This window comes from Kushneria sp. AK178, assembly GCF_053903105.1.
Genome location: NZ_CP096381.1, coordinates 3,252,895 through 3,275,871, shown reverse-complemented (window position 1 = coordinate 3,275,871; position 22,977 = coordinate 3,252,895). Strand labels below are relative to the sequence as shown.

Below are 22,977 nucleotides of genomic sequence, written 5' to 3'. Positions count from 1 at the left end.
GCGTTTTCACCTTTGTGTACACGCGCCTGTTCTGGGTAGGAGCGTGACCGTGCGTTGTGGGAGCGGTCACGCCAGCAGCGTGCAATAAATTTGGCCCCGCATTGTATAGGCTAAGTCGGCGGTCGAATAGCTGGAAATCGTGGCGCAGCCGCCTGAAGATCATGAAACGGAGAGCGCGTGACACTGTGACGACAGAGCGTGGTCGGGTAATGCGCATTTTTGGTGCATAAAAGACGATTTTTGAACGCTTGTGGTGCAGTGTCACCCCCCGACACCCCTTTCCCGCGGGAGGCGCCGTGTCGTGAACGGCTGGCGGTGTGATCGCTCGTGCATTTAACCTGCTGTATCGGCGCTACTTTTCAATTCCGGGCAGCGGGCTTGCGCCATTTTGGCACGCTGTATGCATTATTTGGGTACACGGCGGGACTTGCATGCACTGTGCTTGCGCGTGATACAACGGTTGCGAAGTGATGGCGTCCTGTTAACGGTTTTAAAGCAGTATCCTTTTTATTGGAGGAGTCACATGTCAGAGAAAACGCTTGCCCTGATCGAAGAAAACGATATCAAGTGGGCCGATCTGCGCTTTACCGATACCAAGGGCAAGGAACAGCACGTCACCATTCCGGCACGCGCCGTGGATGACGAGTTCTTTGAAAACGGTCAGATGTTTGATGGCTCCTCGATTGGCGGCTGGAAGGGTATCAACGAGTCCGACATGATCCTGCTGCCGCAGGACGGCACCGGCTATCTCGACCCGTTCACCGAAGACCCCACCATCGTCCTGCGCTGTGACATCATCGAGCCGGCCACCATGCAGGGCTACGAGCGTGATCCGCGCTCGATCGCCAAGCGCGCCGAAGCCTATCTGGGCAGCACCGGCCTGGGTGACACGGCCTTTTTCGGTCCCGAGCCCGAGTTCTTCATCTTTGATGAGGTGCACTTCAAGAACGACATGAACCATTCGTTCTTCCGTATCTCCTCGGAAGAGGGCGCCTGGGCGACCGACGGCCAGTTCGAAGGCGGCAACATGGGCCACCGTCCGCGCGTCAAGGGCGGCTACTTCCCGGTCCCGCCGGTCGACTCCTTCCACGACATCCGCAGCGCCATGTGCGCCACGCTGGAAGCCGTGGGCCAGAGCGTCGAGGTGCATCACCACGAGGTGGCCAACGCCGGTCAGAACGAAATCGGCGTGAAGTTCAACACCCTGGTGCAGAAGTGCGACGAAGTGCAGACCATGAAGTATGTGATCCACAACGTGGCACATGCCTATGGCAAGACCGCAACCTTCATGCCCAAGCCGATGGCCGGTGATAACGGCAGCGGCATGCACATTCACCAGTCCTTCTGGAAGGACGGCGAAAACATGTTTGCCGGCGACGAGTACGCCGGGCTGTCCGAAACCGCGCTGTACTACATTGGCGGTGTCATCAAGCATGCGCGTGCCCTGAACGCCTTCACCAACCCGTCGACCAACTCCTACAAGCGTCTGGTCCCGGGCTTTGAAGCGCCGGTCATGCTGGCCTACAGCGCCCGCAACCGCAGCGCCTCGATCCGCATTCCCTATACCTCCAGCCCCAAGGCCAAGCGTGTCGAGACCCGTTTCCCCGACCCGATGGCCAACCCGTACCTGGCCTTCGCAGCGCTTTTGATGGCCGGTATCGATGGCATCCGCAACAAGATCCATCCGGGTGAGGCACTGGACAAGAACCTGTACGATCTGCCGGCCGAGGAAGCGCTCAACGTGCCCACGGTCGCCTCGAGCCTCGAGGAAGCCCTCAATGCGCTGAAGGAAGACCATGCCTTTTTGACCGAGGGTGGCGTGTTCACCGAATCGATGATCGAGGCCTACATCGAGCTCAAGATGGAAGACGTCACGGCCGTTCGCATGGCGCCGAGCCCCGTCGAGTACGATCTGTACTACAGCCTCTAAACCTGACGCCAGGCGCCTGTCCGCGGGCCTGTCCAGGGAAAAGCCCCGCTTCGGCGGGGCTTTTTATCGTCCGGGGGCCGGGTCAGGCGCGCCATAATGGGGCTCCCCTGTCCCCGTGGAACTGCTGCCGTGCCGGGTCGCCCCTGTTACCTGATGCTATGGACCGTCGTTGTCTGGCTGCTGCCGGCGGCAGTGATGCCGGATGTCCGGGCGGCGGTCTATCGCCACACGGACGCGCACGGCCATGTCGTCTGGAGCGATCGCCCCGGCGGCACCCGTGCCGAGGTGCGCGCGCCGCGTGTGCTGTCACCGGCCGGCGCCTCCAGCGAGCGCCCGATCACACCGTCCGCGCCGGCGGCCTTTACGCCCTATCAATACGTGCGCCTCAAGCCCCGGTCAGCACCCGTGAGTGTCGAGCGGGCGCGTCGCGGCATTCCTCTGCGCCTCGAGATCGTGCCGCGGCTGCGCGAGGGCGATCGGGTGCAGCTGCGCGTCGATGGCAAGCGGCACCAGTCACCGCTGGCCAGTCGTGTGCTGATGGCCATTGGGCTCGAGGCCGGTCGCCATGAGCTGATCGCCGAGGTGCTCGATCGCAGCGGCACCGTGCGCCAGCGTTCACCGGTCATGACGCTTGAGGTCGTGTCGTCACCTGACCCTGCACCGGCGTCGCCACCGTAATCGGCAAGATGCTGGTCCTTGTGCACTAAAAAGGTGCATCATGGATCGCGCAACGTCGTCGATGGACCACTGTCGCGCTCGCCTGATGGCATTGCTTCCCCATGTGGTGCGCTACCTGTCACATGTGGCGCGCTTTTTGCACTATTCAGGGGAAATGACGTTAACGAGGTGCTCATGCATCAACGCCTGCTGGAACATCTCACCACGGCCGTGGTGCTGCTGGATGAGCAGTTACGCGTTCGCTGGCTCAACCCGGCGGCAGAAGCCCTGATGGGCCTGAGCCTGTCGCGGGTCGAGGGCACGCGGCTTGAGTGTCTGGACGGCGAGGAAGGGCGGATTGCCACCATGCTGGCCGATGCCCTGCGCCTGCAACATCCTTATACCCAGCGCGAAACGCCGCTGGCGCTGACCAGCGGCGAGCGCATCACGGTGGACTACACCGCCACGCCCCTGTCGAAAACCGAGCTGTTGCTGGAGTTTGAACCGCGCGACCGCCTGATGCGCATCTCTCGCGAGGAGTCGCTGATTGCGCGCCAGGAGATGGTCAAGGTGCTCACCCGTGGGCTGGCGCACGAGGTCAAGAATCCGCTGGGCGGCATCCGCGGGGCGGCGCAGCTGCTCGAGCGCGACCTGCCCGACGACAGCCTCACCGAATTTACCCGCATCATCATCGAGGAGGCCGATCGCCTGCGCGATCTGGTCGATCGCATGCTGGGGCCCAACCGGCCGGTCGAGCAGCAGCCCATCAACGTGCATGAAGTGGTCGAGCGGGTGCGAGCGCTTTTACAGGCCGAGACCGACACCATCGCGCTGGTGCGGGACTATGACCCCAGTCTGCCCGCCATCATGGGCGATGCCGACCAGCTCATTCAGGCGGTATTGAACGTCACCCGCAACGCCGTCCAGGCGCTCAAGGAAAACGCCACCGAGCAGCCTACGGTCACCCTGCGCACCCGGGCACGGCGGCAGTTCACGCTGGGCGCCGAGCGCCACCGGCTGGTCTGCGAGGTCTGCGTGATCGACAACGGCCCCGGCGTCCCCGAGACGCTGGCGGAGTCGCTGTTTTATCCGATGATCTCCGGGCGCGCCGAGGGCAGCGGGCTGGGGCTGTCGATCGCCCAGTCGATCCTGCACCAGCACCAGGGGCTGATCGAGTGTGACAGCCGCCCCGGTCATACCGAATTTCGTCTTTTGATTCCGCTGGAAGGCTTCAGCGATACCGAGCACGACCGACCTGCCAACGGAGGCACCCATGAGTGATACGGCCCGCGTCTATATCGTGGATGATGATCGCGCCATCCGCTGGGTACTCGAGCGTACGCTGGCCCAGCCTGATATCGAGGTTTCGAGCTTCGAACGGGCCGACCAGGCCGAGGAGGCGATCAATCGCCAGCCTCCCGATGTCCTGCTTACCGACATTCGCATGCCGGGCGTCGATGGCCTGGATCTGATGGCGCGAGTGCGCGAGCGTCATGCCGACATGCCGGTGATCATCATGACCGCACACTCCGATCTCGACAGCGCCGTGGCCTCCTATCAGGGCGGCGCGTTCGAATACCTGCCCAAGCCCTTTGACGTCGATGATGCGCTGTCGCTGGTCCGCCGCGCCGTGGCTCATGCCCGCGAGCGCCAGATTCCAGCCCGAGCGCCGGAGGGCATCCAGGCCGAGATCATCGGCGAGGCGCCGGCCATGCAGGAGGTGTTTCGCGCCATCGGTCGGCTCTCCCACTCCCACATCACCGTGATGATCAACGGCGAGTCGGGGACCGGCAAGGAGCGGGTCGCCCGCGCCCTGCACCAGCACAGCCCGCGTGGCCATCAGCCCTTTATCGCGCTCAACATGGCCGCCATTCCACGCGATCTGATGGAATCGGAGCTGTTCGGTCATGAAAAGGGCGCCTTTACCGGCGCCACTGCCCAGCGCCGCGGCCGCTTCGAGCAGGCCGACGGCGGCACGCTCTTTCTCGACGAGATCGGTGACATGCCGGCCGAAACCCAGACGCGGCTGCTGCGCGTGCTGGCCGATGGCGAGTTCTACCGGGTCGGCGGCCACGTCCCGGTACGGGTGGACGTGCGCATTATCGCCGCCACCCACCAGCACCTGGAGCAGCTGGTCGAGGAGGGGCGCTTTCGCGAGGACCTGTTCCACCGGCTCAACGTGATCCGCGTGCACCTGCCCAGGCTCTCCGAGCGCCGCGAGGACATCCCGCGGCTGGCCCGGCACTTTCTGGCCGAGGCGGCAAAGGAACTCTCTGCCGAGCCCAAGGTGCTCACCGAAGCCGCCGAGCAGCATCTGGCCCATCTGCCTTGGCCGGGCAACGTGCGCCAGCTGGAGAACACCTGTCGCTGGCTGACCGTCATGGCGTCCAGCCGCGAGGTGCTCGTCGATGACCTGCCGCCGGAGCTGCGCGATCTCGAGCGCCCCGGCGAGGGGAGCAATGACTGGCGCAGCGCCTTTCGCGAGTGGGCCGACCGGGCCTTGGCGGCCGGCCATACCCACCTGCTGGAAGAGGCGGTGCCGGATTTCGAGCGCATCCTGATCGAGACCGCGCTCAAGCACACCGGCGGGCGCAAGGGCGAGGCCGCCGAGCTGCTGGGCTGGGGTCGCAATACCCTGACCCGCAAGCTCAAGGTGCTTTTGCCGGCGCTGGCCGACAGCGCCGACTGATCCAGTGTCTCGAGGGAGATCCGGGGGCACCGGATTGGTGCGTTATGGGACAAACGTATAAAGTAGAGCGCCATCAAGGATGGGTCTTCGGGCCCATCGCCGCTTTCTGATGTCCAGGAGTTGTCATGGCTACCCCTTCCCAGCACGATCTGCGCTACCAGTTCCGCGACCTGCTTGCCCGCGAGGAGTGCTTTTATACCGCCTCGACCTTTGATCCCATGTCTGCCCGCATTGCCGCTGATCTGGGATTCGAGGTCGGCATTCTGGGCGGTTCGGTCGCCTCGCTGCAGGTGCTGGCAGCGCCCGATTTTGCTTTGATCACCCTCAGCGAGTTCGTCGAGCAGGCCACCCGCATCGGCCGCGTGGCGCGTCTGCCGATCATTGCCGATGCCGACCACGGCTACGGCAACGCGCTCAACGTCATGCGCACCATCACCGAGCTCGAGCGCGCCGGGGTGGCCGCACTGACCATCGAGGACACGCTGCTGCCGGCCAAGTACGGCCGCAAGTCCACCGATCTGGTGCCGCTGGAAGAAGGTGTGGGCAAGATTCGCGCCGCGCTCGAGGCTCGCATCGATCCCGCCATGGCCATTTTTGCCCGCACCAATGCCGGTGTGCTGAGTACCGAGGACGCCACCACGCGCGCCATGGCCTACGAGCGCGCCGGCGCCGACGGCATCTGCATGGTCGGCATCCGTGACTTTGAGCATCTCGAAAGCATCGCCGAGCATCTGACCATCCCGCTGATGCTGGTCACCTACGACAACCCCGAACTGCGCGATCGCGAGCGGCTGGCCCGCGCCGGCGTACGCGTGGTGGTCAACGGCCACGGCGCCTACTTTGCCGCCATCAAGGCCACCTACGACTGCCTGCGCGAACAGCGCGAGATCGCCGAGGGCAACCTCAACGCCTCCGAGCTCTCTACCCGCTACTCGACGCTGGAAGAGAACCGCGAGTGGGCGCGACGCTACATGGACGTCAACGAATAAGCAGGCCGGAAGGGACGAGGCGAGATGAGTCAAATGCAGTGGGAGCAGTTGCTGGCTCCGGTGCGTCTGGATGACAAGACCACCGAGCGCGAGCGCGAAATCGGCCGCAGTCCTTTCCACAAGGACTTTGACCGCATCGTCTTTTCCGGCTCCTTTCGCCGTCTGGGGCGCAAGACGCAGGTTCACCCGCTGACCGAAAACGATCATATCCACACCCGGTTGACCCACTCGCTGGAAGTGGGCTGCGTGGGGCGCAGTCTGGGGATGATCGTTGGCGAGCGACTGAGCGATCGTCTGCCGGGCTGGATTACGCCGGCCGACATGGGGGTGATCGTGCAGGCGGCGTGTCTGAGCCACGATATCGGCAACCCGCCCTTCGGCCATGCCGGCGAGTACGCCATCCGCGACTGGTTCAAGCGTGCCGAGGCCGACGGCACCGGCTTTCTCGAGGCGCTGACCCCGACCCAGCGGGACGATCTGCTCACCTATGAAGGCAACGCCCAGGGGTTCCGGATCGTCACCCAGATCGAGTACAACCAGTTCCGCGGCGGCATGCGCCTGACCGCCCCGACGCTGGGGGCGATGCTCAAGTACCCCTGGACCGTGGAGCGTGCCGGCATTGCCGGCAAGTTCGGCGCCTATCAGTCGGAGAGCGACCAGCTCGAGCGTGTCGCCGGCCTGCTCGGCCTCAAGCGGCTGAGTGATCACGCCTGGTGTCGCCATCCGTTTGCCTGGCTGGTCGAGGCCGCCGATGACATCTGCTATGCCCTGCTCGATCTCGAGGATGGCCTCGAGATGGGCATTCTGCGTTTCGAGGAAGTCGCCGGCGTGCTGATCCATATCGCCGGCGGCGAGCCCGAGGAGTATGCCCGCATGGCGCGGGACAACGTCTCCCAGCGCCGGCGCGTGGCGGCCCTGCGCGGGGCGGCCATGGAGCGGGCGGTCAATGAGGTGGCGTCGACCTTTGTCACCCATGAGCAGGCGCTGCTCGATGGCAGCCTGGAGGATGACCTGCTCGATCTGTGTCATCCGGATCTGGGCTGGGGCGTGAGCGAGGCGAAACAGATCGCCCGCGATCGCATCTTCCGCAATGCCCGCAAGGCCAAGCTCGAGATCGGCGCCTACACCACCCTAGGCATTCTGCTCGAAGCCTTTATCGGCGCGGCCCACGAGCTGCACTTCACCGGCCAGTCCAGCTTCAAGCATCAGCGCGTGCTGGCGCTGATCGGCGAGAACACCCCGCAGACCCGGTGGCCGCTGTATGACAGCTACCGCCGCATGCTCGATTTCATCGGCGGCATGACCGACAACTTCGCCGTCGATCTGGCCCAGGAGATGGGCGGCAAGCTGCGGGGCGAGTAAGGCAGAAGGGGCACGCATCAACCAAGGAAGCGGGACGCGGCCCGGCCACGTCCCGCTTTCTTTTTTGGGCTACCCGGCGTTTTCTAGAACCACACCTCCATCTGGGTGCCGAAGGTCCACTCGCTGCCGGTAAAGTTGTCGCTGCCCAGGGCGTCGTCATTCGAGAAGCTATTGAGATCCTTGTCCCAGTCGCTCCAGGTGGCGAAGACGCGAATCTCCGGACGCTGCCAGAAGCCGCCGACCTGTGGCTTGAAGGTAGGCGCGATGGTCAGGCGCGTGTAGCCCCCGTTGATACTCTCGAAAGTTTGGGGGACCTGATTGTCATTCGCATCAAGAACTGTATATCCATACCCGGCAGGATCGAGATCCATCCACTGGTAGCTGGCCTCGTACTGCATCTCGAAGTTGTCGCTCAGCTCGTTGGCCAGCCGCGCGCTGAGAGTTACCCAGTCGTAGCTGTCGCCGTCGGCGTAGCGGTCGCGGCTGGTCTGGGCCAGCAGCGCCGGCGCGATGCGCCAGTTCGGCGTCAGATAGGTGGTGCCAAAGACCGCCAGTCGGGCCGTGTGGGCGTCGTCGTTCAGGTTGCCGTCCGCACCAATGTCCTTGACCTCGGCGCCCAGGCCGTGACCGTACAGCAGCGCCGCCTTGAAGGTGCCTTCACCCAGGCCGAAGAAGCTGTCGCCGTGATAGGCCAGCATGGTCTGAAAGCCGTTTTCGGCGACGTTGTCTCCTAGAATGCCGTTACGCGGATCATTGTCGCGCTCGTCGTTATCGTTGGCCGACATGCCGTTGACCATCCACTGCCACGGGCCGAAGCGGTTGTTGGCGGTCAGGATCAGGTTGTCGGTATCGCCGTCCAGCTGCGGCTGCTCACGGGTGACGACAGGATAATCACTGAAGCTGCGGCCATAGAGCGAGACGCTGGTGTCCCAGCCGTCGGTGACGGCGATGTCGTAGATCCCCGCGCCGGTACCAGCCAGAAAGACCACATCGCTGTCGATCCACTCAACGTTGAAGTTGTCGCGGTCAAAGCGCTTGCCCGCCCAGATCGAGGCGTTTTCGAACGCGCCGGTGAAGGTCGGCAGATCGCTGAACTCCACAAAGGCCTGGCGCAGATTGAGCTGGGATTCGTCAGGGGTCCAGTCGTTACTGGTGGTGGTGCTGTCGGCCAGCATGACCCGATAGAGTGCATGCGAGCCGTTGTCGTAGCGCTGGTTGTAGTCAAAGACCGTTTCGACGTAGGTGTCCGGCTCGTTGCCCAGTCGACCCACGGCGCCACCCGAGCGACCGGCCGGCGTCAGGTAGGGGCCGGCAGGCGCGCTCTTGCGGTCGCTGCCGATCAGAAGTCCCGACCGGGCATAGACGCTCATCGACAGCCCTTGTTCCTCATCATCGCCCGTTTCGTCGCGGACCTGTGACGGTATGCCGGGGGCCGAGAGGTCTTCCTCTGCGCCGACGGTCTGCGACGTGTTATCGCCCTGCACCAGCTGCGGCGAGCTCTGCTGTCGCTCCAGGGCCGCTTCTGCCCGGTCGGCGCGCTGTTCGGCCTGGCTGGCGCGCTGCTCGGAGGCGGCGACCCGGGCTTCCAGCTCGGCGAGGCGCTCCTCGATGGATTTGTCGGCGGCAATGGCAGCGGTGGGCAGCGCCAGCGCCAGCGAGATGGCAACGGCCATCGGGCGGCGTGCGAAGCGGGAAGGCGAAGGCATGGCAGAGTCCCTTGTTCGTGATTGTGTTCCGATCCGGATGCTCGAAAAATTCGGCAGTCTTGTTGTGTGCGCGGTGGGCGCTGGATCGTAAAAAGAACTTACCGAGTCATGAATCCGGTTTCACTCATACATTCGTCTCTATGACAAAGGGTTATCAGTCCATGGTCCAATGTCGCGATCGCGCCGGTAAAAGTACCTTCCCCGGCTGACTTAAACGATTAAGCCAGTCATCTGGTATGTTGCCCCCTGGAGGCGTTGCCATGAGATCCGGATTGATTCCTGCCGGCTGTCTGCTGGCCCTTGCTGGTGCGGTATCGCAGGCCTCGGCGGCCGATCTCACTCTCTCCTGCGGCGCCGTGGGCGCCGAGCTTCAGCTGTGCAAGGCCGGCGTCGAGCGCTGGGAAGCGCAGACGGGCAACAGCGTTGAGGTGGTCTCCACGCCCAATTCGGCCACCGAGCGGCTGTCGCTCTATCAGCAGATCCTCAACGCTCGCTCCAGCGACATCGACGTGTTTCAGATCGACGTGGTCTGGCCCGGCATGCTGGCCCCGCACCTGATCGACCTGAATGACCATCTGCCCGACGGGGCAACCGATGATTTTTTCGAGGCCATCGTCGACAACAACACCGTCGACGGTCGGCTGGTGGCGATGCCCTGGTTTACCGATGCCGGCGTGCTGTATTACCGCCAGGATCTGCTCGATAAGTACGATCTGGAGGTGCCCACCACCTGGTCCGAGCTGACCGAGGCGGCGCACACCGTGCAGGCCGGCGAGCGTGAGGCGGGCCACAAGGATTTCTGGGGCTACGTATTTCAGGGGCGCGCCTATGAGGGCCTGACCGTCAACGCACTCGAATGGATTGCCAGCCACCCCGGCGGCGGCACCATCGTCGACGATGACGGCGAGATCACCGTCAACAACGCGCAGGCGGCCGAGGCGCTGTCGCTGGCGGCCGGCTGGATCAACGAGATCTCGCCACAGGGCGTGCTCAACTATACCGAGGAGGAGGCGCGCGGCGTCTTCCAGTCCGGCAATGCGCTGTTCATGCGCAACTGGCCCTATGCCTGGGAGCTGGTGCAGTCCGAGCAGAGCGGCATTCGCGATCGGGTCGAGGTGGCGCCGCTGCCGGCCGGTGGCGAAAACGGCCGCAGTGCCGGCGTGCTGGGCGGCTGGAATCTGGCGGTATCGCGCTATAGCGACAACCCCGACATGGCCGCCGATCTGGTCGCCTTTCTGACCTCACCCGAGGAGCAAAAGCGCCGCGCCATCGAGGGGTCCTACAATCCGACGCTGCCGGCGCTCTATCAGGATGACGAAGTGCTGGCCGCGGTGCCCTTTTTCGGCACCCTTTATGACACCTTCACCTCGGCGGTGCCGCGTCCGGCCGCGGTCACCGGTGACAACTATCCCCGAGTCTCCAACGCCTTTTTCAATACCGTGCATGAGGTGCTCTCCGGCAATGTGGCCGCCGAGCAGGGGCTCGAGCGCCTCGAGAGTGAGCTCGAGCGCATCAAGCGTCGCCGCTGGTAATCCATTCGGAGAGGCGCACCATGACCACACAAGCGTCGCAGGACGCCCTGGCTGAAAAAGGCCATCGCGAGCGGGGTACCCGGGTCAGGCGCCAGCGTATCCGCGCGGCGTGGCTGTTTCTCGCGCCCATGCTGGTGGTGCTGGCCGCGGTGGCGGGCTGGCCGCTGCTGCGCACCTTCTGGTTCAGCCTGACCGATGCCAGCCTGTCGAGCCTCGACGGGGCACAGTTCATCGGTCTCGAGAACTATCTGGTCTTCGATGACGGCTGGTATGGCATTCTCGCCGACCCGCTGTGGTGGCAGTCGGTGTGGAACACGCTCTATTTCACCCTGGTGTCGGTCTCGCTGGAGGCGGTGCTGGGCGTGATCGTGGCGCTGGTGCTCAACGTCCGCTTTCGCGGCCGCACCCTGGTGCGCGCGGCGATGCTGATTCCCTGGGCGATTCCCACCGTGGTGTCGGCGAAAATCTGGGCGTGGATGCTCAATGATCAGTTCGGCATTCTCAACCACATGCTGCTGGCCGTGGGCCTGATCGATGCGCCGCTCTCCTGGACGGCGGACGCCAGCCTGTCGATGTGGGCGGTGATCATGGTCGACGTCTGGAAGGCCACCCCCTTTGTGGCGCTTTTGGTGCTGGCGGCGCTGCAGATGCTGCCCGGTGACTGCTATGAGGCGGCGAAGATCGACGGCATTCATCCGGTGAAGGTCTTTTTCCGCGTGACGCTGCCGCTGATCGCCCCGGCGCTGTTGGTGGCGGTGATCTTCCGGGCGCTGGATGCGCTGCGCGTGTTCGATGTCATCTATGTGCTCACCTCCAATGCCTCCTCGACCATGACCATGTCGATCTATGCCCGCCAGCAGCTGGTCGAGTTTCAGGATGTGGGCTATGGCAGCGCCGCCTCGACGCTTTTGTTCATGATCATTGCGCTGGTCACGGTGGTTTATCTCTACCTGGGGCGCCGCCAGCTGGGAGGGGGACAATGAGACGGCGCACACTGAAGGCCATCCTTTTGAAGATCGGCTTCTGGCTGCTGGTGGCGGTGCTGGTGCTCTACGCCGTCTTCCCCTTCTACTATGCGGTGGTGACCTCGCTGAAGCCGTCGAGCGAGCTGTTTCAGGTGAGCTACTGGGTCGACAGCGTCGATCTTTCCAATTACGCCACGGTGCTCTCCCAGCCCACCTTTCTGGCCGCCATTCGCAACTCGGTGATCGTGGCGGTCAGCGTGGTGGCGATTGCGCTGCTGCTGGGGCTGACGGCCGCCTGGGCGCTGGGGCGGGTACGCTTTCGCGGGCGCACCACGGTGATGATGCTGGTGCTGGGGGTATCGATGTTCCCCCAGGTGGCCGTGCTCTCGGGGCTTTTCGAGGTGATCCGCACCCTTGATCTCTACAACTCGCCGGGCGGGCTGATCCTGAGCTACACCATCTTCACCCTGCCGTTCACGGTGTGGATTCTGACCACCTTCATGCGCCAGCTCCCCGACGAGCTCGAGGAGGCGGCGATCGTCGATGGCGCCTCGCCGTGGGTCACGCTGACGAAGGTGTTCATGCCGCTGCTGTGGCCGGCGATGGCGACCACGGGGCTTCTGGCCTTCATCGCGGCGTGGAACGAGTTCCTGTTTGCCCTGACCTTCACGCTCACCGACACCCAGCGCACGGTACCGGTGGCGATCGCGCTGATCTCCGGCGGCAGCCAGTACGAGCTGCCCTGGGGGCCGATCATGGCCGCCTCGGTGATCGTGACCGTACCGCTGGTGGTGCTGGTGGTGATCTTTCAGCGCCGCATTGTTTCGGGGCTGACTGCCGGTGCCGTCAAGGGCTGATATCCAAACGCCTGACCCACGCCGGGGCGGGGCGATCCGCAGGAGAGAGAAATGGCTTCTTTGACGCTTGAGAAGGTCAACAAGCGCTTTGGTGCGACCCGGGTGATCGAGGCGGTTTCGCTCGACATCAAGGACGGCGAATTCGTGGTCTTTGTCGGCCCGTCGGGCTGTGGCAAGTCGACCCTGCTGCGCCTGATCGCGGGGCTGGAATCGATCACCCACGGCGATCTGATGATCGATGGCCAGAAGGTCAATGATCTGACCCCGCCGGAGCGCGGCATCGGCATGGTGTTTCAGTCCTACGCGCTTTACCCGCACATGAGCGTCTATGACAACATCGCCTTCGGCCTGAAACTGGCGAAATCGGATCGGCAGACGGTGGATGAGCGGGTGCGCCGGACCGCGAAGATCCTGCAGCTCGACGAACTGCTGGAGCGGCTGCCGAAGGCGCTCTCCGGCGGACAGCGCCAGCGCGTGGCGATCGGGCGGGCGATGGCCCGCGAGCCGAAGATTCTGCTCTTTGACGAGCCACTGTCCAATCTGGACGCCGCGCTGCGGGTTCAGACCCGCAACGAGATTGCCCGTCTGCACGAGCGCCTCGGCTCGACCATGATCTATGTCACCCACGATCAGGTCGAGGCGATGACGCTGGCCGATCGTATCGTGGTGCTCAACGACGGCCACGTGGAGCAGACCGGCTCGCCCCGCGAGCTCTACGAGCAGCCCGCCTCGCGCTTTGTCGCCGGCTTTATCGGCTCGCCGAAGATGAACTTTCTTGAGGTGACGGCTCGCGCCGAAGACAGGACTGGCTGTTGCGTCAGTATTCCCGGTATCGGCGAGCGGTTGATACCGCGACAGTTGCCGGATGGCGGCGGCGAACACCGTTTGATACTGGGGGTGCGTCCGGAGCATCTTGCACCGACAGCCGCGACCGGGGAGGCCGGCTTTAACATTCTTAATGTCGAATATCTGGGCAGTGAAGCCTACCTTTATCTGGAAGCGCCCGATGGTGAGGCGCTGGTGTGTCGCAGCGAGGCGCCCAGTCCCTTCGAGCGCGGAGACCGCATCACGCTGGATTTTGCGCCGCACCGGGCCCACCTTTTTGAGCATGACGGCCGGGCACTGCCGTTGGTCGATGCCGGGCGCGACAGCGCAACCGGCACGATGTCCTGACCCTCCACAACGACAAGAAGGAAGCTCCCATGACTCAACAGCATTCCCGACCACAGTGGTGGCATTACGCCGTGATCTATCAGATCTATCCGCGCAGCTTCATGGATGCCAGCGGCGATGGCGTTGGTGATCTGAACGGGGTTATCCAGCGGCTCGACTACCTGGCCAATCTGGGCGTCGATGCGCTCTGGCTGTCGCCCTTTTATCGCTCGCCGCAGGTGGATGCCGGCTATGACGTGGCCGACTATCGCGATGTCGATCCGCTGTTCGGCACCCTCGAGGATTTCGATGCGATGCTCTCCGGCGCCCACGAGCGGGGCATGAGGATCATCATGGACATCGTGCCCAACCACACTTCCAGCGAGCACGTCTGGTTTCAGGAGGCGCTGGCCTCACCTTCGGGCAGCCGGGCGCGGGCGCGCTACATCTTCCGCGAGGGACGCGGTGAGCACGGCGACCAGCCGCCCAACAACTGGCAAAGCGTCTTCGGGGGGCCGGCCTGGACACAGGTGCCCGGCGAGCGCGAGTGGTATCTGCATCTGTTCGATACCCGTCAGCCCGATCTCGACTGGCGCAATCCCGAGGTGCTCGAGGAGTTCGACAACGTGCTGCGCTTCTGGCTCGGACGCGGGGTCGACGGCTTCCGCGTCGATGTGGCCCACGGCATGATCAAGGAATCGGGTCTGCCGGACTGGGAAGGCAGTCAGGAGATGATCGAGGGCGGCAACCAGGGCCCGATGTGGAATCAGGAGGAGGTGCACGACATCTATCGCCGCTGGAACCGGGTGCTGGCCGAGTTCGGTCACGATCGCATGATGGTGGCCGAGGCCTGGGTGCACCCACCCTCGCAGGCGTCGCGCTACGTGCGCTCCGATGAGATGCAGCAGGCCTTCAACTTTGACTATCTGCTCACCCCCTGGGATGCCGACAGGCTCAAGGACGTTATCGATGACTCGCTCGAGAGCTACGGCGCGGTCGGCGCGTCCGCCACCTGGGTGATGTCCAATCATGACAGCGTGCGCCATGCCTCGCGGCTGGGGCTGTCGCGCCCGGGCACGCGCCCCAACGGCATCGATGCCGACGGTGAGCAGCCCGATGAGGCGCTGGGCCTGCGCCGGGCACGGGCGCTGATCATGCTGACGCTGGCGCTGCCGGGCTCGGCCTATCTTTATCAGGGCGAGGAGCTGGGCTTGCCGGATCACACCACCATGCCGGCGCGCTATCGTCAGGACCCGACCTTTCATCGCACCAACGGCGAACAGCTCGGCCGTGATGGCTGCCGGGTGCCGCTGCCATGGTACGCCGATGCGCCGGCCTTCGGCTTTAACACCACCGGCGAGAGCTGGCTGCCGCAGCCGGAAAACTATGCCCGCTACGCCGCGGATCGCCAAATGGAAAATGCCGACTCGACGCTGGAACTCTATCGTCGGCTGTTGGCCCTGCGTCACAACCACGGGCTGGGCTATGGCGAGCTGGTCTGGCAGGAGCGCCCGCGCCGCGACGTGTTGAGTCTGTCCAACGGCGACATAACGCTGGTGCTCAATCTGGGCGAGACGCCGGTGGCACTGCCCGAGGGACAGATTGCAGTACAGAGCGTGACGGACGCTGTCAGCAATGGCCAGCTGGCCGGCAATGCCGCCGTCTGGTTGACCCGTCAGTGACGCAACCGGTTCATCGGCTGATGCCGGGTTGTGACATGTCGGCGCCGGGCGGTGGCGCGTCATGAGCCGCCCGCGTCGCCCGGCGACGCTCAGGTCGGTGGCGGCGTATCTGGGCATCTCGACGGCGACGGTTTCCAACGCCTTCAACCGGCCCGACCAGCTCTCGCCGGCGCGGCGCGAGGAAATTCTCGAGGCGTCCCGGCTGCTGGGCTATAACGGCCCCAGCAGCCGGGGCCGGACGCTGCGTACCGGGCGTACCGGCATCATCGGTGTGATGCTCTCCGACGGGCTGGGCTACAGCCTTGACGACAGCGTCGCCAGCGGCTTTCTGGCCGGCATCGCCGAGGTGCTGGACGCCTCCGGCCATCATCTGCTGCTGTTGACCGAGGCTGCCCGCACCGACCGTGCGAGCCCGTCTCTCAACGGCGTGGCCGATGGCTATCTGATCTACGGCGCCATCCCTGAAGAGGGCACCCTGGCGCTGCTGCGCCATCAGCATCAGCCATTGGTGACCGTGGATATTCGTTTGCCGGGGCTGGCCTCGGTCCAGATCGATCATCGCGCCGCGGCGCTGAGTATTGCCCGCCATGCGCTGGCCGGCGGGGCGGCGCGTCCGGCGATCGTGGCACTATGCACGACGCTGGATGCCCCGAGCGGGCGGCTCGAGCGGCGCTCATGCTGGCCCCAGCCCAACGCGGTGGCCCTCGAGCGGCTGGCCGGCTTTGATCAGGCCCTCGAAGAGGCCGGCCACGATTCGGCGCAGGTGCCGCTTTGGAACGTCGACGGCAATACGTCCGAGGCAGCGGCGCCGGTCATCGAGACTCTGCTGGATGAGACCTCGCCGGATCTATTGCTGTGCATGTCGGACCGGCTGGCACTGACCGCGCTGAGTCTGGCCGAGCGGCGCGGCGTGGCGGTACCCGCGCAACTGCGGCTGACCGGCTTTGACGGTATCGCCGAAGGCCAGCGCCGCCGTCCCATGCTCACCACGATTCATCAGGACAGTCACGCCAAGGGGGTCACTGCGGCGCGCATGGTCACCGGCGAGTGTGATGCGCGTGATGTCGTCCAGCCGGTCTGGCTGATTCATGGCGATACCTGCCCGCCGCCCTGACCTTCCGGGCATCTTCTCCCTGACGGTCGCCGAGCTTCGGTGGCTGTCGTCGATAATCATGACTTGTTGAGAAGCCGTTTTTTAATAAGTGTTTTTTTGAGCGACGGTTAAACTGGGTGAACGTCATGCGGCATCACCATGACCGTTGCCCCTTCAGTCAGGGGGCGTACGTCTCTTCCAACCTCCAATAATCAATCAGGAAGACCCATGAGTGAGACAACGAAAGACAAGGCCCCTGCGGAGGACCGGCTCAACCCCACCGTCTTCTACGGATCGTTCATTGGTATCGTGGTCTTTTCGCTGTGGGCGATGATCGCCACCGAGCAGGCCAGTCGTATCATCAATACGGTGCTGGGCTGGATCTCCAATACCCTTGGCTGGTACTACTTCCTCACCGTCGTGATCTATCTGGCCTTCGTGATCTTTCTCGGCGTCTCCCGTTTCGGGAAAATCCGACTGGGGCCCGAACACGCCCGGCCGGACTTCAACATCTTCTCCTGGTCGGCGATGCTCTTTTCCGCCGGCATCGGCATTGGCGTTATCTTCTTTGCGCTGGCCGAACCCCTGACCCAGTTTTATAACGCCCCGGGGGCCCCGGAAGACCAGGTCGCCGCGGCACGCCACGCCATGCAGCTGACCTTCATGCACTGGGGCCTGTCCGGATGGGGCATCTATACCCTGGTGGGGATGTCACTGGCCTTTTTCAGCTATCGCCACAACCTGCCGCTGACCATCTCGAGCGCGCTCTATCCGATCATCGGCAAGAAGATCTACGGCCCCATCGGCCACGCCGTGGATATCGCGGCGGTGCTGGGTACCGTGTTCGGCATTGCGGCCAGTCTCGGTATCGGGGTCATTCAGCTCAACTACGGGCTGAACTTCATGTTCGGCATCGCCGAGAGCGCCTGGACGCAGACCGTGCTGGTGCTGATGATCGTGCTGTTCGCCACCATTTCGGCGGTGACCGGCGTCGAGCGCGGCATCCGGCGGTTGTCGGAGTTCAACATTCTGCTGGCGGTGGCGCTGCTTTTGTTCGTACTGTTCGCCGGCAAGACCATCTTTTTGCTCAACGCGCTGGTGATGAACATCGGCGACTATCTCTCGTCGTTTGTTCGGATGTCGTTTGATACCTACGCCTTCGATCGGCCCATGGACTGGCTCAATGCCTGGACGCTGTTCTTCTGGGCCTGGTGGATCGCCTGGGGGCCGTTTGTCGGCCTCTTTCTGGCGCGCATCTCCCGCGGTCGTACCATTCGCACCTTTGTGGCCGGCACCCTGACGCTGCCGATCGCCTTCATGATGATCTGGATGTCCCTGCTGGGGAACAGCGCCATCGACATGGCGATCAACGGTGCCACCGAGTTCGGTCAGCAGGTCATGGAGAATCCGCCATCAGGCATCTATCTGTTCCTGCAGGAATACCCTTTCCCGCTGGTCACCACCATTGCGGTGAGCATCCTGGCGATCGTCTTCTTTGTCACCTCGGGGGATTCCGGCGCGCTGGTGCTGTCGAACTTCACCTCGATTCTCAAGGACGTCAGCAGCGATGCGCCGGTCTGGATGCGCATTCTGTGGTCGGCGGTCATTGGCATTCTGACCCTGGCGCTACTGCTGGCCGGCGGGCTGTCCACCCTGCAAAGCGCCGTGGTGATCACGGGACTGCCGTTCTCGGTGGTGCTCTTTTTGATGATGGCGGGGCTCTACAAGGCACTCAAGGTCGAGGCCTTCAAGGAGGAGAGCTATCGGCTGAGTCTGGCCGGCTCCCTGTCCGGACGCATGGGCGGCCGGGGCGGTCGCGGCCACTGGGAACAGCGTCTGGAGCGTGCCATGCGTTTTCCCGACCGTGATGAGGCGCAGGCGTTTTTGCAGGACACGGTGCGCCCGGCCATGCAAGCGCTGCGCGAGAAGCTGCGGGCGCGGGTAGCGGGCGTCGAGATCAACGAGGGCATGCAAAACGACAATGACTACATTGCCCTCAACGTCGACTTCGGCGACGAGCAGAACTTCACCTATCAGGTCTGGACCCGTGCCTTCGCCAAACCGGCCTTCGCCATGCGCACCAAAAGCCTGAAGCGCGACTACTATCGCCTTGAAGTGCATCTGCTGGAGGGCAGCCAGGGCTATGACCTGATGGGCTACACCGAGCAGCAGGTGATCGACGACATTCTCGATCAGTACGAGCGTCATCTGCAGTTTCTGCATCTCAATCGTATGGAGTCCGGCCATATCAACATGCCGGACAGCCCCGAGCAGCCGCCGGTCTAGGTGGGCTGTCGCCATGCCGAAGGGCCCGACCATGATGGTCGGGCCCTTTTTTGATCGGAGGGAAGGGGTAGGGCGTTCGACAGAACGGATCCGGCACTTCAGGCCCGGGCCGCCGGTCGCGCCAGGGCGATGGCCAGCGCCGCAGCCACGGCCAGCGCGATAAAGGCGTAGTGCAGCGTAATCGCCTCGGCCAGAAAGCCCAGCATCGGCGGACCGCCGAGCATGCTGAGATAGCCCAGCATCGCCACCGAAGCGATCGCGCCCGACGGCGACATGGCGCGATTGCGCCCGGCCATGCTCAAAAGGCACGGGAACAGGGTCGACATGCCGATGCCGGCCAGCGCGAATCCGAGCAGGGCCACGGTGGGGTCGGCCGCGATGATGGCCAGCGCCAGCCCGGCGAGCGCCAGCGCGCTGCCGATTTCCAGCGCGCGCACGGCGCCGACCCGGTCCAGCCAGCGATCCCCCAGCAGCCGGCCGACGGCCATGGTGCCGGTGAAAACGGCCAGCCCCAGCGCCGCATGGCCGCGCGAAGCGCCCAGATCGGTGAGAAACAGCGCCGACCAGTCCGCCATTGAGCCCTCGATAAAGACCACCGCCGCGGCGATGATGCCCAGCAGCCAAACCCGCCCCTTCGGGCGCACGAACAGCGCCCCGACCGGGCGTTCGGCGCGCGGCGGCGGGGCCAGTAGATGACGGTGGCTGATCAGGATGCCCAGCAGCAAGGCACCGGCGACCAGCAGCAGGTGCCACTGCGGGGTCAGACCCAGCGTGGCCAGGCCGCCGCCGATCAGCGAACCCGCCATGCCGCCCAGACTGAACAGGCCGTGAAAGGAAGACATGATCGAGCGTCGATAGCGCCGCTCGAGCGTGGCGGCCTGGTCGTTCATGGCAATGTTGAGAAGCCCCATGCCGGCGCCGAAGACCGCCAGCGCCAGACCCAGGGTGAGCGGTGACACGGCAAATCCGATCAGTACCAGCGCGACCACGATGGCGCAGGCCGCCACGCGGGTGATGCGCCGACTGCCGAAGCGGGTGTTGAGATAGTTCGACAACAGCGTCAGACACAGCGATCCGATCACCGGACACAGCAGCAGGGCGCCAAGCTGGGACTGGGAGAGCTCCAGCAGGGCGCGAATATCGGGAATGCGCACCGCCCAGTTGGAAAAGGAAAGCCCCGACAGGGCAAAAAACCAGGCAATGGCAGCGCGGCTGGCGGGGGCGCGGGCAGCGCTGCTCTCACCGGCGGGGTCACTCATGAAACACTCCTTGTTGAACGCAGCACGCCCGCGGCCTCCGCCCGGCAGGCATGTCGTGGTTTCTCATGGATGGGGTTGTCGGGTCAGGGGCCATCGACGCCCACCGGCGAGGGTGGCCGGACCCTGCGCGGTCAGGGCGCCGAGGACAGCGCGTGATGGGTCTGATGGTCATCGGTCAGGCGCAAAAGCGCCCGGAGGACATCATTCTGCAGCGGCTGTGGCAGTGTCGCCCTCTCACCGTGCTGCAGATAATCCAGCAGCTCGTTATCACCCAGTACGCCGATCTCGTCATGGTTGCGGGTCCGCTTGATGCGCCAGCCCGGCAGGATCAATGTGCCATGGACGGGCACCACCTGTTTGCACTCGCGGCTCAGCCACTCGTGCAGCCAGCGCCGGGCGCGCTGCGCCTCGCGTACCGGTCGCGCCTCGTCCCGGTCGGGGAAGTGGAGCCGTTCGCCGTCCAGCCTGAGGGTGGGCGTGTTGTCCCGGGCCATTGCCGGAAAGGGCTGACGGGTGCGGACCAGCAGGGCAAAGATCCCCCGCTCGGTCACCACCACATGGTCGATGGTAAAGCCATCAGCGGGCACATCATGAAAGAGGTACACGCTCTGATGTCGGGTGTGCAGAAGGCCCTGCAGGTCGTGGGCCACGTTCATGGCGCCGGCCAGACGCAGACGCAGATTCGAAATCCGGTAGGAAAGTGCCATCATGAAAGCGCCCACAATCAGCGCCAGAATGGTGGTCATCAAGCCGTAGATGCTCCACTCGAGCCAGTCCTGGTACGACGAAAACAGCATGCGGCCCATGCCGTAGATCAAGGGCGTGATCGCAATGATGGGCCCCAGCGCGCCGGCCAGAAAGAGTCTGACACGCGCCTCGGCCAGACGCTCACGAAAGCGGTTGCCGGACTGTCTGAGCCGATGGCCGGACGGGGAGAAACCGGGCTTGTCCTGAAACAGATGGCGCAGCCCGATGACCACCACGGCCGTGGCAAACAGGGGGGTCAGAAAGATCAGGGGAAGCAGATATTCCAGCCAGCGCATGACGTCATCCCGGTAGATTGAGGTGTAGTCTAGCGTTCTGTCGGGTTGGCATCCATGCTCGGCAGCCATTTTGCGGCCCGAATCCGTCGTTCGGCCGGCAGGTCATGAGGAGAGACCATGAGTCGTGCAGCGGGTGCCAGTGAACAGGCACTGATCGATCTTGTCCGATGCCATCCGCGCCTGTGCGTGTTGACCGGCGCCGGGGTCAGCACCGACAGCGGCATTCCCGATTATCGGGATGACACGGGGGCGTGGAAACGTCCGCCGCCCATGACCCATCAGGTCTACATGACAAGTCATGCCGGCCGCCAGCGCTACTGGGCACGCAGCCTGGTCGGCTTTCGACTGCTGTCGAGCGCCTCGCCCGGACGTGCCCATCACACGCTGGCCGCGCTGGAAGCGCAGGGCTTTGTCGAGGGTATTATCACGCAGAATGTTGATCGCCTGCACCAGAAGGCGGGCAGCAAGCGCGTGGTGGATCTGCACGGCCGCGCCGATCTGGTGCGCTGCATGCAGTGCAACCTGCTGGTGCGCCGTCACGTGCTGCACGAGCATCTGGCCGATCTCAACCCCGACTGGGTGGGCATGGACGCCGAGGTCGCCCCCGATGGCGACGCCTATCTCGACGACGTGGATTTCTCGAGTTTTCGGCTGCCGGACTGTCCGCGCTGCGGTCACGGCATTTTAAAGCCCGATGTGGTGTTTTTCGGCGATAACGTGCCGCGCGCTCGGCTGGCGCGGGCCATGTCGATGCTCGATGACAGCCGCGCCCTGCTGGTGGTGGGCTCCTCATTGATGGTCTTTTCAGGCTTTCGTTTTGCCCGTCACGCCGCGGCACAGGGCATCCCGGTGGCCTGCATCAACCGCGGTCACACCCGGGCCGATGCGCTGTATACCCTCAAGCTTGAAACCGCCATTGACGAGAGCCTGACCGCCCTGCTGGACGGGCTGTCAGACGCCCGGGCCGCCGGGGTTAGCGGCTGACCGGCGTCAGCGGCACGCGCACCTGCTGCGCGGGGGCGTCATGGGTCAGCACCGGCAGGGGGTCCAGGGTCAGAAAGCGCGTGTTGTCGCCTTCGCGCAGGGCAGCGCTGAGCGCGTAGCGGTGATCCTTCTCGATATGGTGGCGGTCATACTGCAGCGTGAAAGGCACCGGCCAGCGTCCGTGGGTATTCTGATCGACCTGGGCGAGCGTGGTTCGCCCTTCGGTGACATCCAGCAGTCGAATCTCCAGCCGGGCATCGGATGCGATCGGCGCCGGCTCGTCGCTGACCGCCTCGCCCGAGAGCGTGGCGAAGTCGGGGCCGCTTGAAAACAGCGAACAGCCACTCAGCAGGGTCATCATGACCAGCGGCGCCACGGCCGGTAGCGCGCGAAAACGACGCTGCATGGTCAGCCTCCCGCCAGCTTGACGGTATAGCCGCGTCTTTCCAGCTCGGCGCGCAGCGTCTCGCGGTGATCGCCCTGGATTTCGATCACGCCCTCCTTGAGCGACCCGCCGCTGCCGCAGCGCTTCTTGAGCGCCTGCATCAGGGACTTGAGCTCATCACTCGCCAGCGGGATACCGTGCAGCGTGGTGACGCCCTTGCCCTTGCGCCCGGCGGTTTCGCGCCGGATGCGCACTACACCATCCAGCGCTGCCAGGCGTGCCTCATCCTGCGCCGTTTGATCATCGCCCTCATCGTGCTTGCGCATGTCCCCGGCTTCGGTGGAGTACACCTTGCGGCTCAACTGATCGCGCAGTGATGACATTGTTTGACTCCCGATCGCTTCAA

General features: G+C 64.3%; 19 protein-coding genes. 14 read left to right on the top strand and 5 right to left on the bottom strand.

The genetic code is table 11. The features are described 5' to 3' along the window. Nucleotides 1-523 precede the first annotated feature (523 nt). The 6 genes from glnA (at nucleotide 524) to M1D97_RS15060 (ending at nucleotide 7,627) form a co-directional block, all read left to right on the top strand. Nucleotides 524-1,930 carry a glutamate--ammonia ligase gene (gene glnA, locus M1D97_RS15085; protein ID WP_456268520.1) on the top strand — a complete coding sequence of 469 codons (1,407 nt, stop codon included), beginning with the start codon at nucleotides 524-526 and terminating at the stop codon, nucleotides 1,928-1,930. A 129-nt stretch (nucleotides 1,931-2,059) separates the two neighbouring features. After that, nucleotides 2,060-2,608 (top strand): hypothetical protein, encoded by a 549-nt coding sequence (locus M1D97_RS15080; protein ID WP_456268519.1) that lies wholly within the window; start codon nucleotides 2,060-2,062, stop codon nucleotides 2,606-2,608. 174 nt (nucleotides 2,609-2,782) lie between these two features. Then, nucleotides 2,783-3,868, top strand: a complete 1,086-nt coding sequence (gene glnL, locus M1D97_RS15075) for a nitrogen regulation protein NR(II) (RefSeq protein WP_456268518.1) — start codon at nucleotides 2,783-2,785, stop codon at nucleotides 3,866-3,868. Then, on the top strand, nucleotides 3,861-5,276 hold the full coding sequence (ntrC, locus tag M1D97_RS15070; RefSeq protein WP_456268517.1) for a nitrogen regulation protein NR(I): 1,416 nt from the start codon (nucleotides 3,861-3,863) through the stop codon (nucleotides 5,274-5,276). Before glnL ends, ntrC begins: the two co-directional genes overlap by 8 nt. A gap of 125 nt (nucleotides 5,277-5,401) precedes the next feature. Beyond that, entirely contained in the window at nucleotides 5,402-6,265 is an 864-nt protein-coding gene (locus M1D97_RS15065) for an isocitrate lyase/PEP mutase family protein (RefSeq protein WP_456268516.1), read from the top strand. Nucleotides 6,266-6,289: 24 nt separating this feature from the next. Continuing rightward, entirely contained in the window at nucleotides 6,290-7,627 is a 1,338-nt protein-coding gene (locus tag M1D97_RS15060; protein ID WP_456268515.1) for a deoxyguanosinetriphosphate triphosphohydrolase, read from the top strand. 83 nt (nucleotides 7,628-7,710) lie between these two features. On the opposite strand, the gene M1D97_RS15055 is transcribed toward M1D97_RS15060, so the two are convergent. Next, nucleotides 7,711-9,333 (bottom strand): carbohydrate porin, encoded by a 1,623-nt coding sequence (locus tag M1D97_RS15055; RefSeq protein WP_456268514.1) that lies wholly within the window; start codon nucleotides 9,331-9,333, stop codon nucleotides 7,711-7,713. A 260-nt stretch (nucleotides 9,334-9,593) separates the two neighbouring features. Between M1D97_RS15055 and M1D97_RS15050 the strand changes: the two genes are divergently transcribed. The 7 genes from M1D97_RS15050 (at nucleotide 9,594) to betT (ending at nucleotide 18,900) form a co-directional block, all read left to right on the top strand. Continuing rightward, the gene (locus M1D97_RS15050; RefSeq protein WP_456268513.1) at nucleotides 9,594-10,865 is read left to right on the top strand and encodes an ABC transporter substrate-binding protein; all 1,272 of its coding nucleotides are present in this window, start codon (nucleotides 9,594-9,596) and stop codon (nucleotides 10,863-10,865) included. Between the two features lie 20 nt (nucleotides 10,866-10,885). Then, entirely contained in the window at nucleotides 10,886-11,848 is a 963-nt protein-coding gene (locus M1D97_RS15045; RefSeq protein ID WP_456268512.1) for a carbohydrate ABC transporter permease, read from the top strand. Then, complete coding sequence (locus M1D97_RS15040) at nucleotides 11,845-12,687, top strand: carbohydrate ABC transporter permease (RefSeq protein ID WP_456268511.1); 843 nt, start codon at nucleotides 11,845-11,847, stop codon at nucleotides 12,685-12,687. The genes M1D97_RS15045 and M1D97_RS15040 overlap by 4 nt, the downstream gene beginning before the upstream one ends. Before the next feature lie 51 nt (nucleotides 12,688-12,738). Beyond that, nucleotides 12,739-13,860, top strand: coding sequence for an ABC transporter ATP-binding protein (locus M1D97_RS15035; protein ID WP_456268510.1), 1,122 nt, complete (start codon nucleotides 12,739-12,741; stop codon nucleotides 13,858-13,860). A 29-nt stretch (nucleotides 13,861-13,889) separates the two neighbouring features. Continuing rightward, on the top strand, nucleotides 13,890-15,521 hold the full coding sequence (locus M1D97_RS15030) for a glycoside hydrolase family 13 protein (protein ID WP_456268509.1): 1,632 nt from the start codon (nucleotides 13,890-13,892) through the stop codon (nucleotides 15,519-15,521). 61 nt (nucleotides 15,522-15,582) lie between these two features. Continuing rightward, a complete protein-coding gene (locus tag M1D97_RS15025) occupies nucleotides 15,583-16,635 on the top strand; it encodes a LacI family DNA-binding transcriptional regulator (RefSeq protein WP_456268508.1) in 1,053 nt (350 codons plus the stop codon). A 207-nt stretch (nucleotides 16,636-16,842) separates the two neighbouring features. Continuing rightward, nucleotides 16,843-18,900 (top strand): choline BCCT transporter BetT, encoded by a 2,058-nt coding sequence (betT, locus tag M1D97_RS15020; protein WP_456268507.1) that lies wholly within the window; start codon nucleotides 16,843-16,845, stop codon nucleotides 18,898-18,900. 98 nt (nucleotides 18,901-18,998) lie between these two features. On the opposite strand, the gene M1D97_RS15015 is transcribed toward betT, so the two are convergent. Next, a complete protein-coding gene (locus M1D97_RS15015; protein ID WP_456268506.1) occupies nucleotides 18,999-20,159 on the bottom strand; it encodes an MFS transporter in 1,161 nt (386 codons plus the stop codon). Nucleotides 20,160-20,290: 131 nt separating this feature from the next. Next, entirely contained in the window at nucleotides 20,291-21,202 is a 912-nt protein-coding gene (locus tag M1D97_RS15010) for an NERD domain-containing protein (RefSeq protein ID WP_456268505.1), read from the bottom strand. Nucleotides 21,203-21,319: 117 nt separating this feature from the next. Here M1D97_RS15010 and M1D97_RS15005 point away from each other — a divergent pair, with 117 nt between their 5' ends. Then, on the top strand, nucleotides 21,320-22,186 hold the full coding sequence (locus M1D97_RS15005) for an NAD-dependent protein deacetylase (RefSeq protein WP_456268504.1): 867 nt from the start codon (nucleotides 21,320-21,322) through the stop codon (nucleotides 22,184-22,186). Here the strand turns inward: M1D97_RS15005 and M1D97_RS15000 are convergent. Together M1D97_RS15000 and M1D97_RS14995 are read right to left on the bottom strand one after the other, a co-directional pair. Then, complete coding sequence (locus M1D97_RS15000; protein WP_456268503.1) at nucleotides 22,176-22,592, bottom strand: YbaY family lipoprotein; 417 nt, start codon at nucleotides 22,590-22,592, stop codon at nucleotides 22,176-22,178. The genes M1D97_RS15005 and M1D97_RS15000 overlap by 11 nt on opposite strands. A gap of 2 nt (nucleotides 22,593-22,594) precedes the next feature. Beyond that, entirely contained in the window at nucleotides 22,595-22,954 is a 360-nt protein-coding gene (locus tag M1D97_RS14995; RefSeq protein WP_456268502.1) for a translation initiation factor, read from the bottom strand. Nucleotides 22,955-22,977: the final 23 nt, after the last annotated feature.

What these genes read in the sequence shown, in the direction of transcription:
- M1D97_RS15015 (WP_456268506.1), bottom strand. Translation starts at nt 20,159, where the DNA reads ATGAGTGACCCCGCCGGTGAGAGCAGCGCTGCCCGCGCCCCCGCCAGC.
- M1D97_RS15055 (WP_456268514.1), bottom strand. Translation starts at nt 9,333, where the DNA reads ATGCCTTCGCCTTCCCGCTTCGCACGCCGCCCGATGGCCGTTGCCATC.
- betT (WP_456268507.1), top strand. Translation starts at nt 16,843, where the DNA reads ATGAGTGAGACAACGAAAGACAAGGCCCCTGCGGAGGACCGGCTCAAC.
- M1D97_RS15005 (WP_456268504.1), top strand. Translation starts at nt 21,320, where the DNA reads ATGAGTCGTGCAGCGGGTGCCAGTGAACAGGCACTGATCGATCTTGTC.
- glnL (WP_456268518.1), top strand. Translation starts at nt 2,783, where the DNA reads ATGCATCAACGCCTGCTGGAACATCTCACCACGGCCGTGGTGCTGCTG.
- glnA (WP_456268520.1), top strand. Translation starts at nt 524, where the DNA reads ATGTCAGAGAAAACGCTTGCCCTGATCGAAGAAAACGATATCAAGTGG.
- M1D97_RS15010 (WP_456268505.1), bottom strand. Translation starts at nt 21,202, where the DNA reads ATGCGCTGGCTGGAATATCTGCTTCCCCTGATCTTTCTGACCCCCCTG.
- M1D97_RS15050 (WP_456268513.1), top strand. Translation starts at nt 9,594, where the DNA reads ATGAGATCCGGATTGATTCCTGCCGGCTGTCTGCTGGCCCTTGCTGGT.
- M1D97_RS15000 (WP_456268503.1), bottom strand. Translation starts at nt 22,592, where the DNA reads ATGCAGCGTCGTTTTCGCGCGCTACCGGCCGTGGCGCCGCTGGTCATG.
- M1D97_RS14995 (WP_456268502.1), bottom strand. Translation starts at nt 22,954, where the DNA reads ATGTCATCACTGCGCGATCAGTTGAGCCGCAAGGTGTACTCCACCGAA.
- M1D97_RS15025 (WP_456268508.1), top strand. Translation starts at nt 15,583, where the DNA reads ATGAGCCGCCCGCGTCGCCCGGCGACGCTCAGGTCGGTGGCGGCGTAT.
- M1D97_RS15040 (WP_456268511.1), top strand. Translation starts at nt 11,845, where the DNA reads ATGAGACGGCGCACACTGAAGGCCATCCTTTTGAAGATCGGCTTCTGG.
- M1D97_RS15045 (WP_456268512.1), top strand. Translation starts at nt 10,886, where the DNA reads ATGACCACACAAGCGTCGCAGGACGCCCTGGCTGAAAAAGGCCATCGC.
- ntrC (WP_456268517.1), top strand. Translation starts at nt 3,861, where the DNA reads ATGAGTGATACGGCCCGCGTCTATATCGTGGATGATGATCGCGCCATC.
- M1D97_RS15035 (WP_456268510.1), top strand. Translation starts at nt 12,739, where the DNA reads ATGGCTTCTTTGACGCTTGAGAAGGTCAACAAGCGCTTTGGTGCGACC.
- M1D97_RS15030 (WP_456268509.1), top strand. Translation starts at nt 13,890, where the DNA reads ATGACTCAACAGCATTCCCGACCACAGTGGTGGCATTACGCCGTGATC.
- M1D97_RS15065 (WP_456268516.1), top strand. Translation starts at nt 5,402, where the DNA reads ATGGCTACCCCTTCCCAGCACGATCTGCGCTACCAGTTCCGCGACCTG.
- M1D97_RS15060 (WP_456268515.1), top strand. Translation starts at nt 6,290, where the DNA reads ATGAGTCAAATGCAGTGGGAGCAGTTGCTGGCTCCGGTGCGTCTGGAT.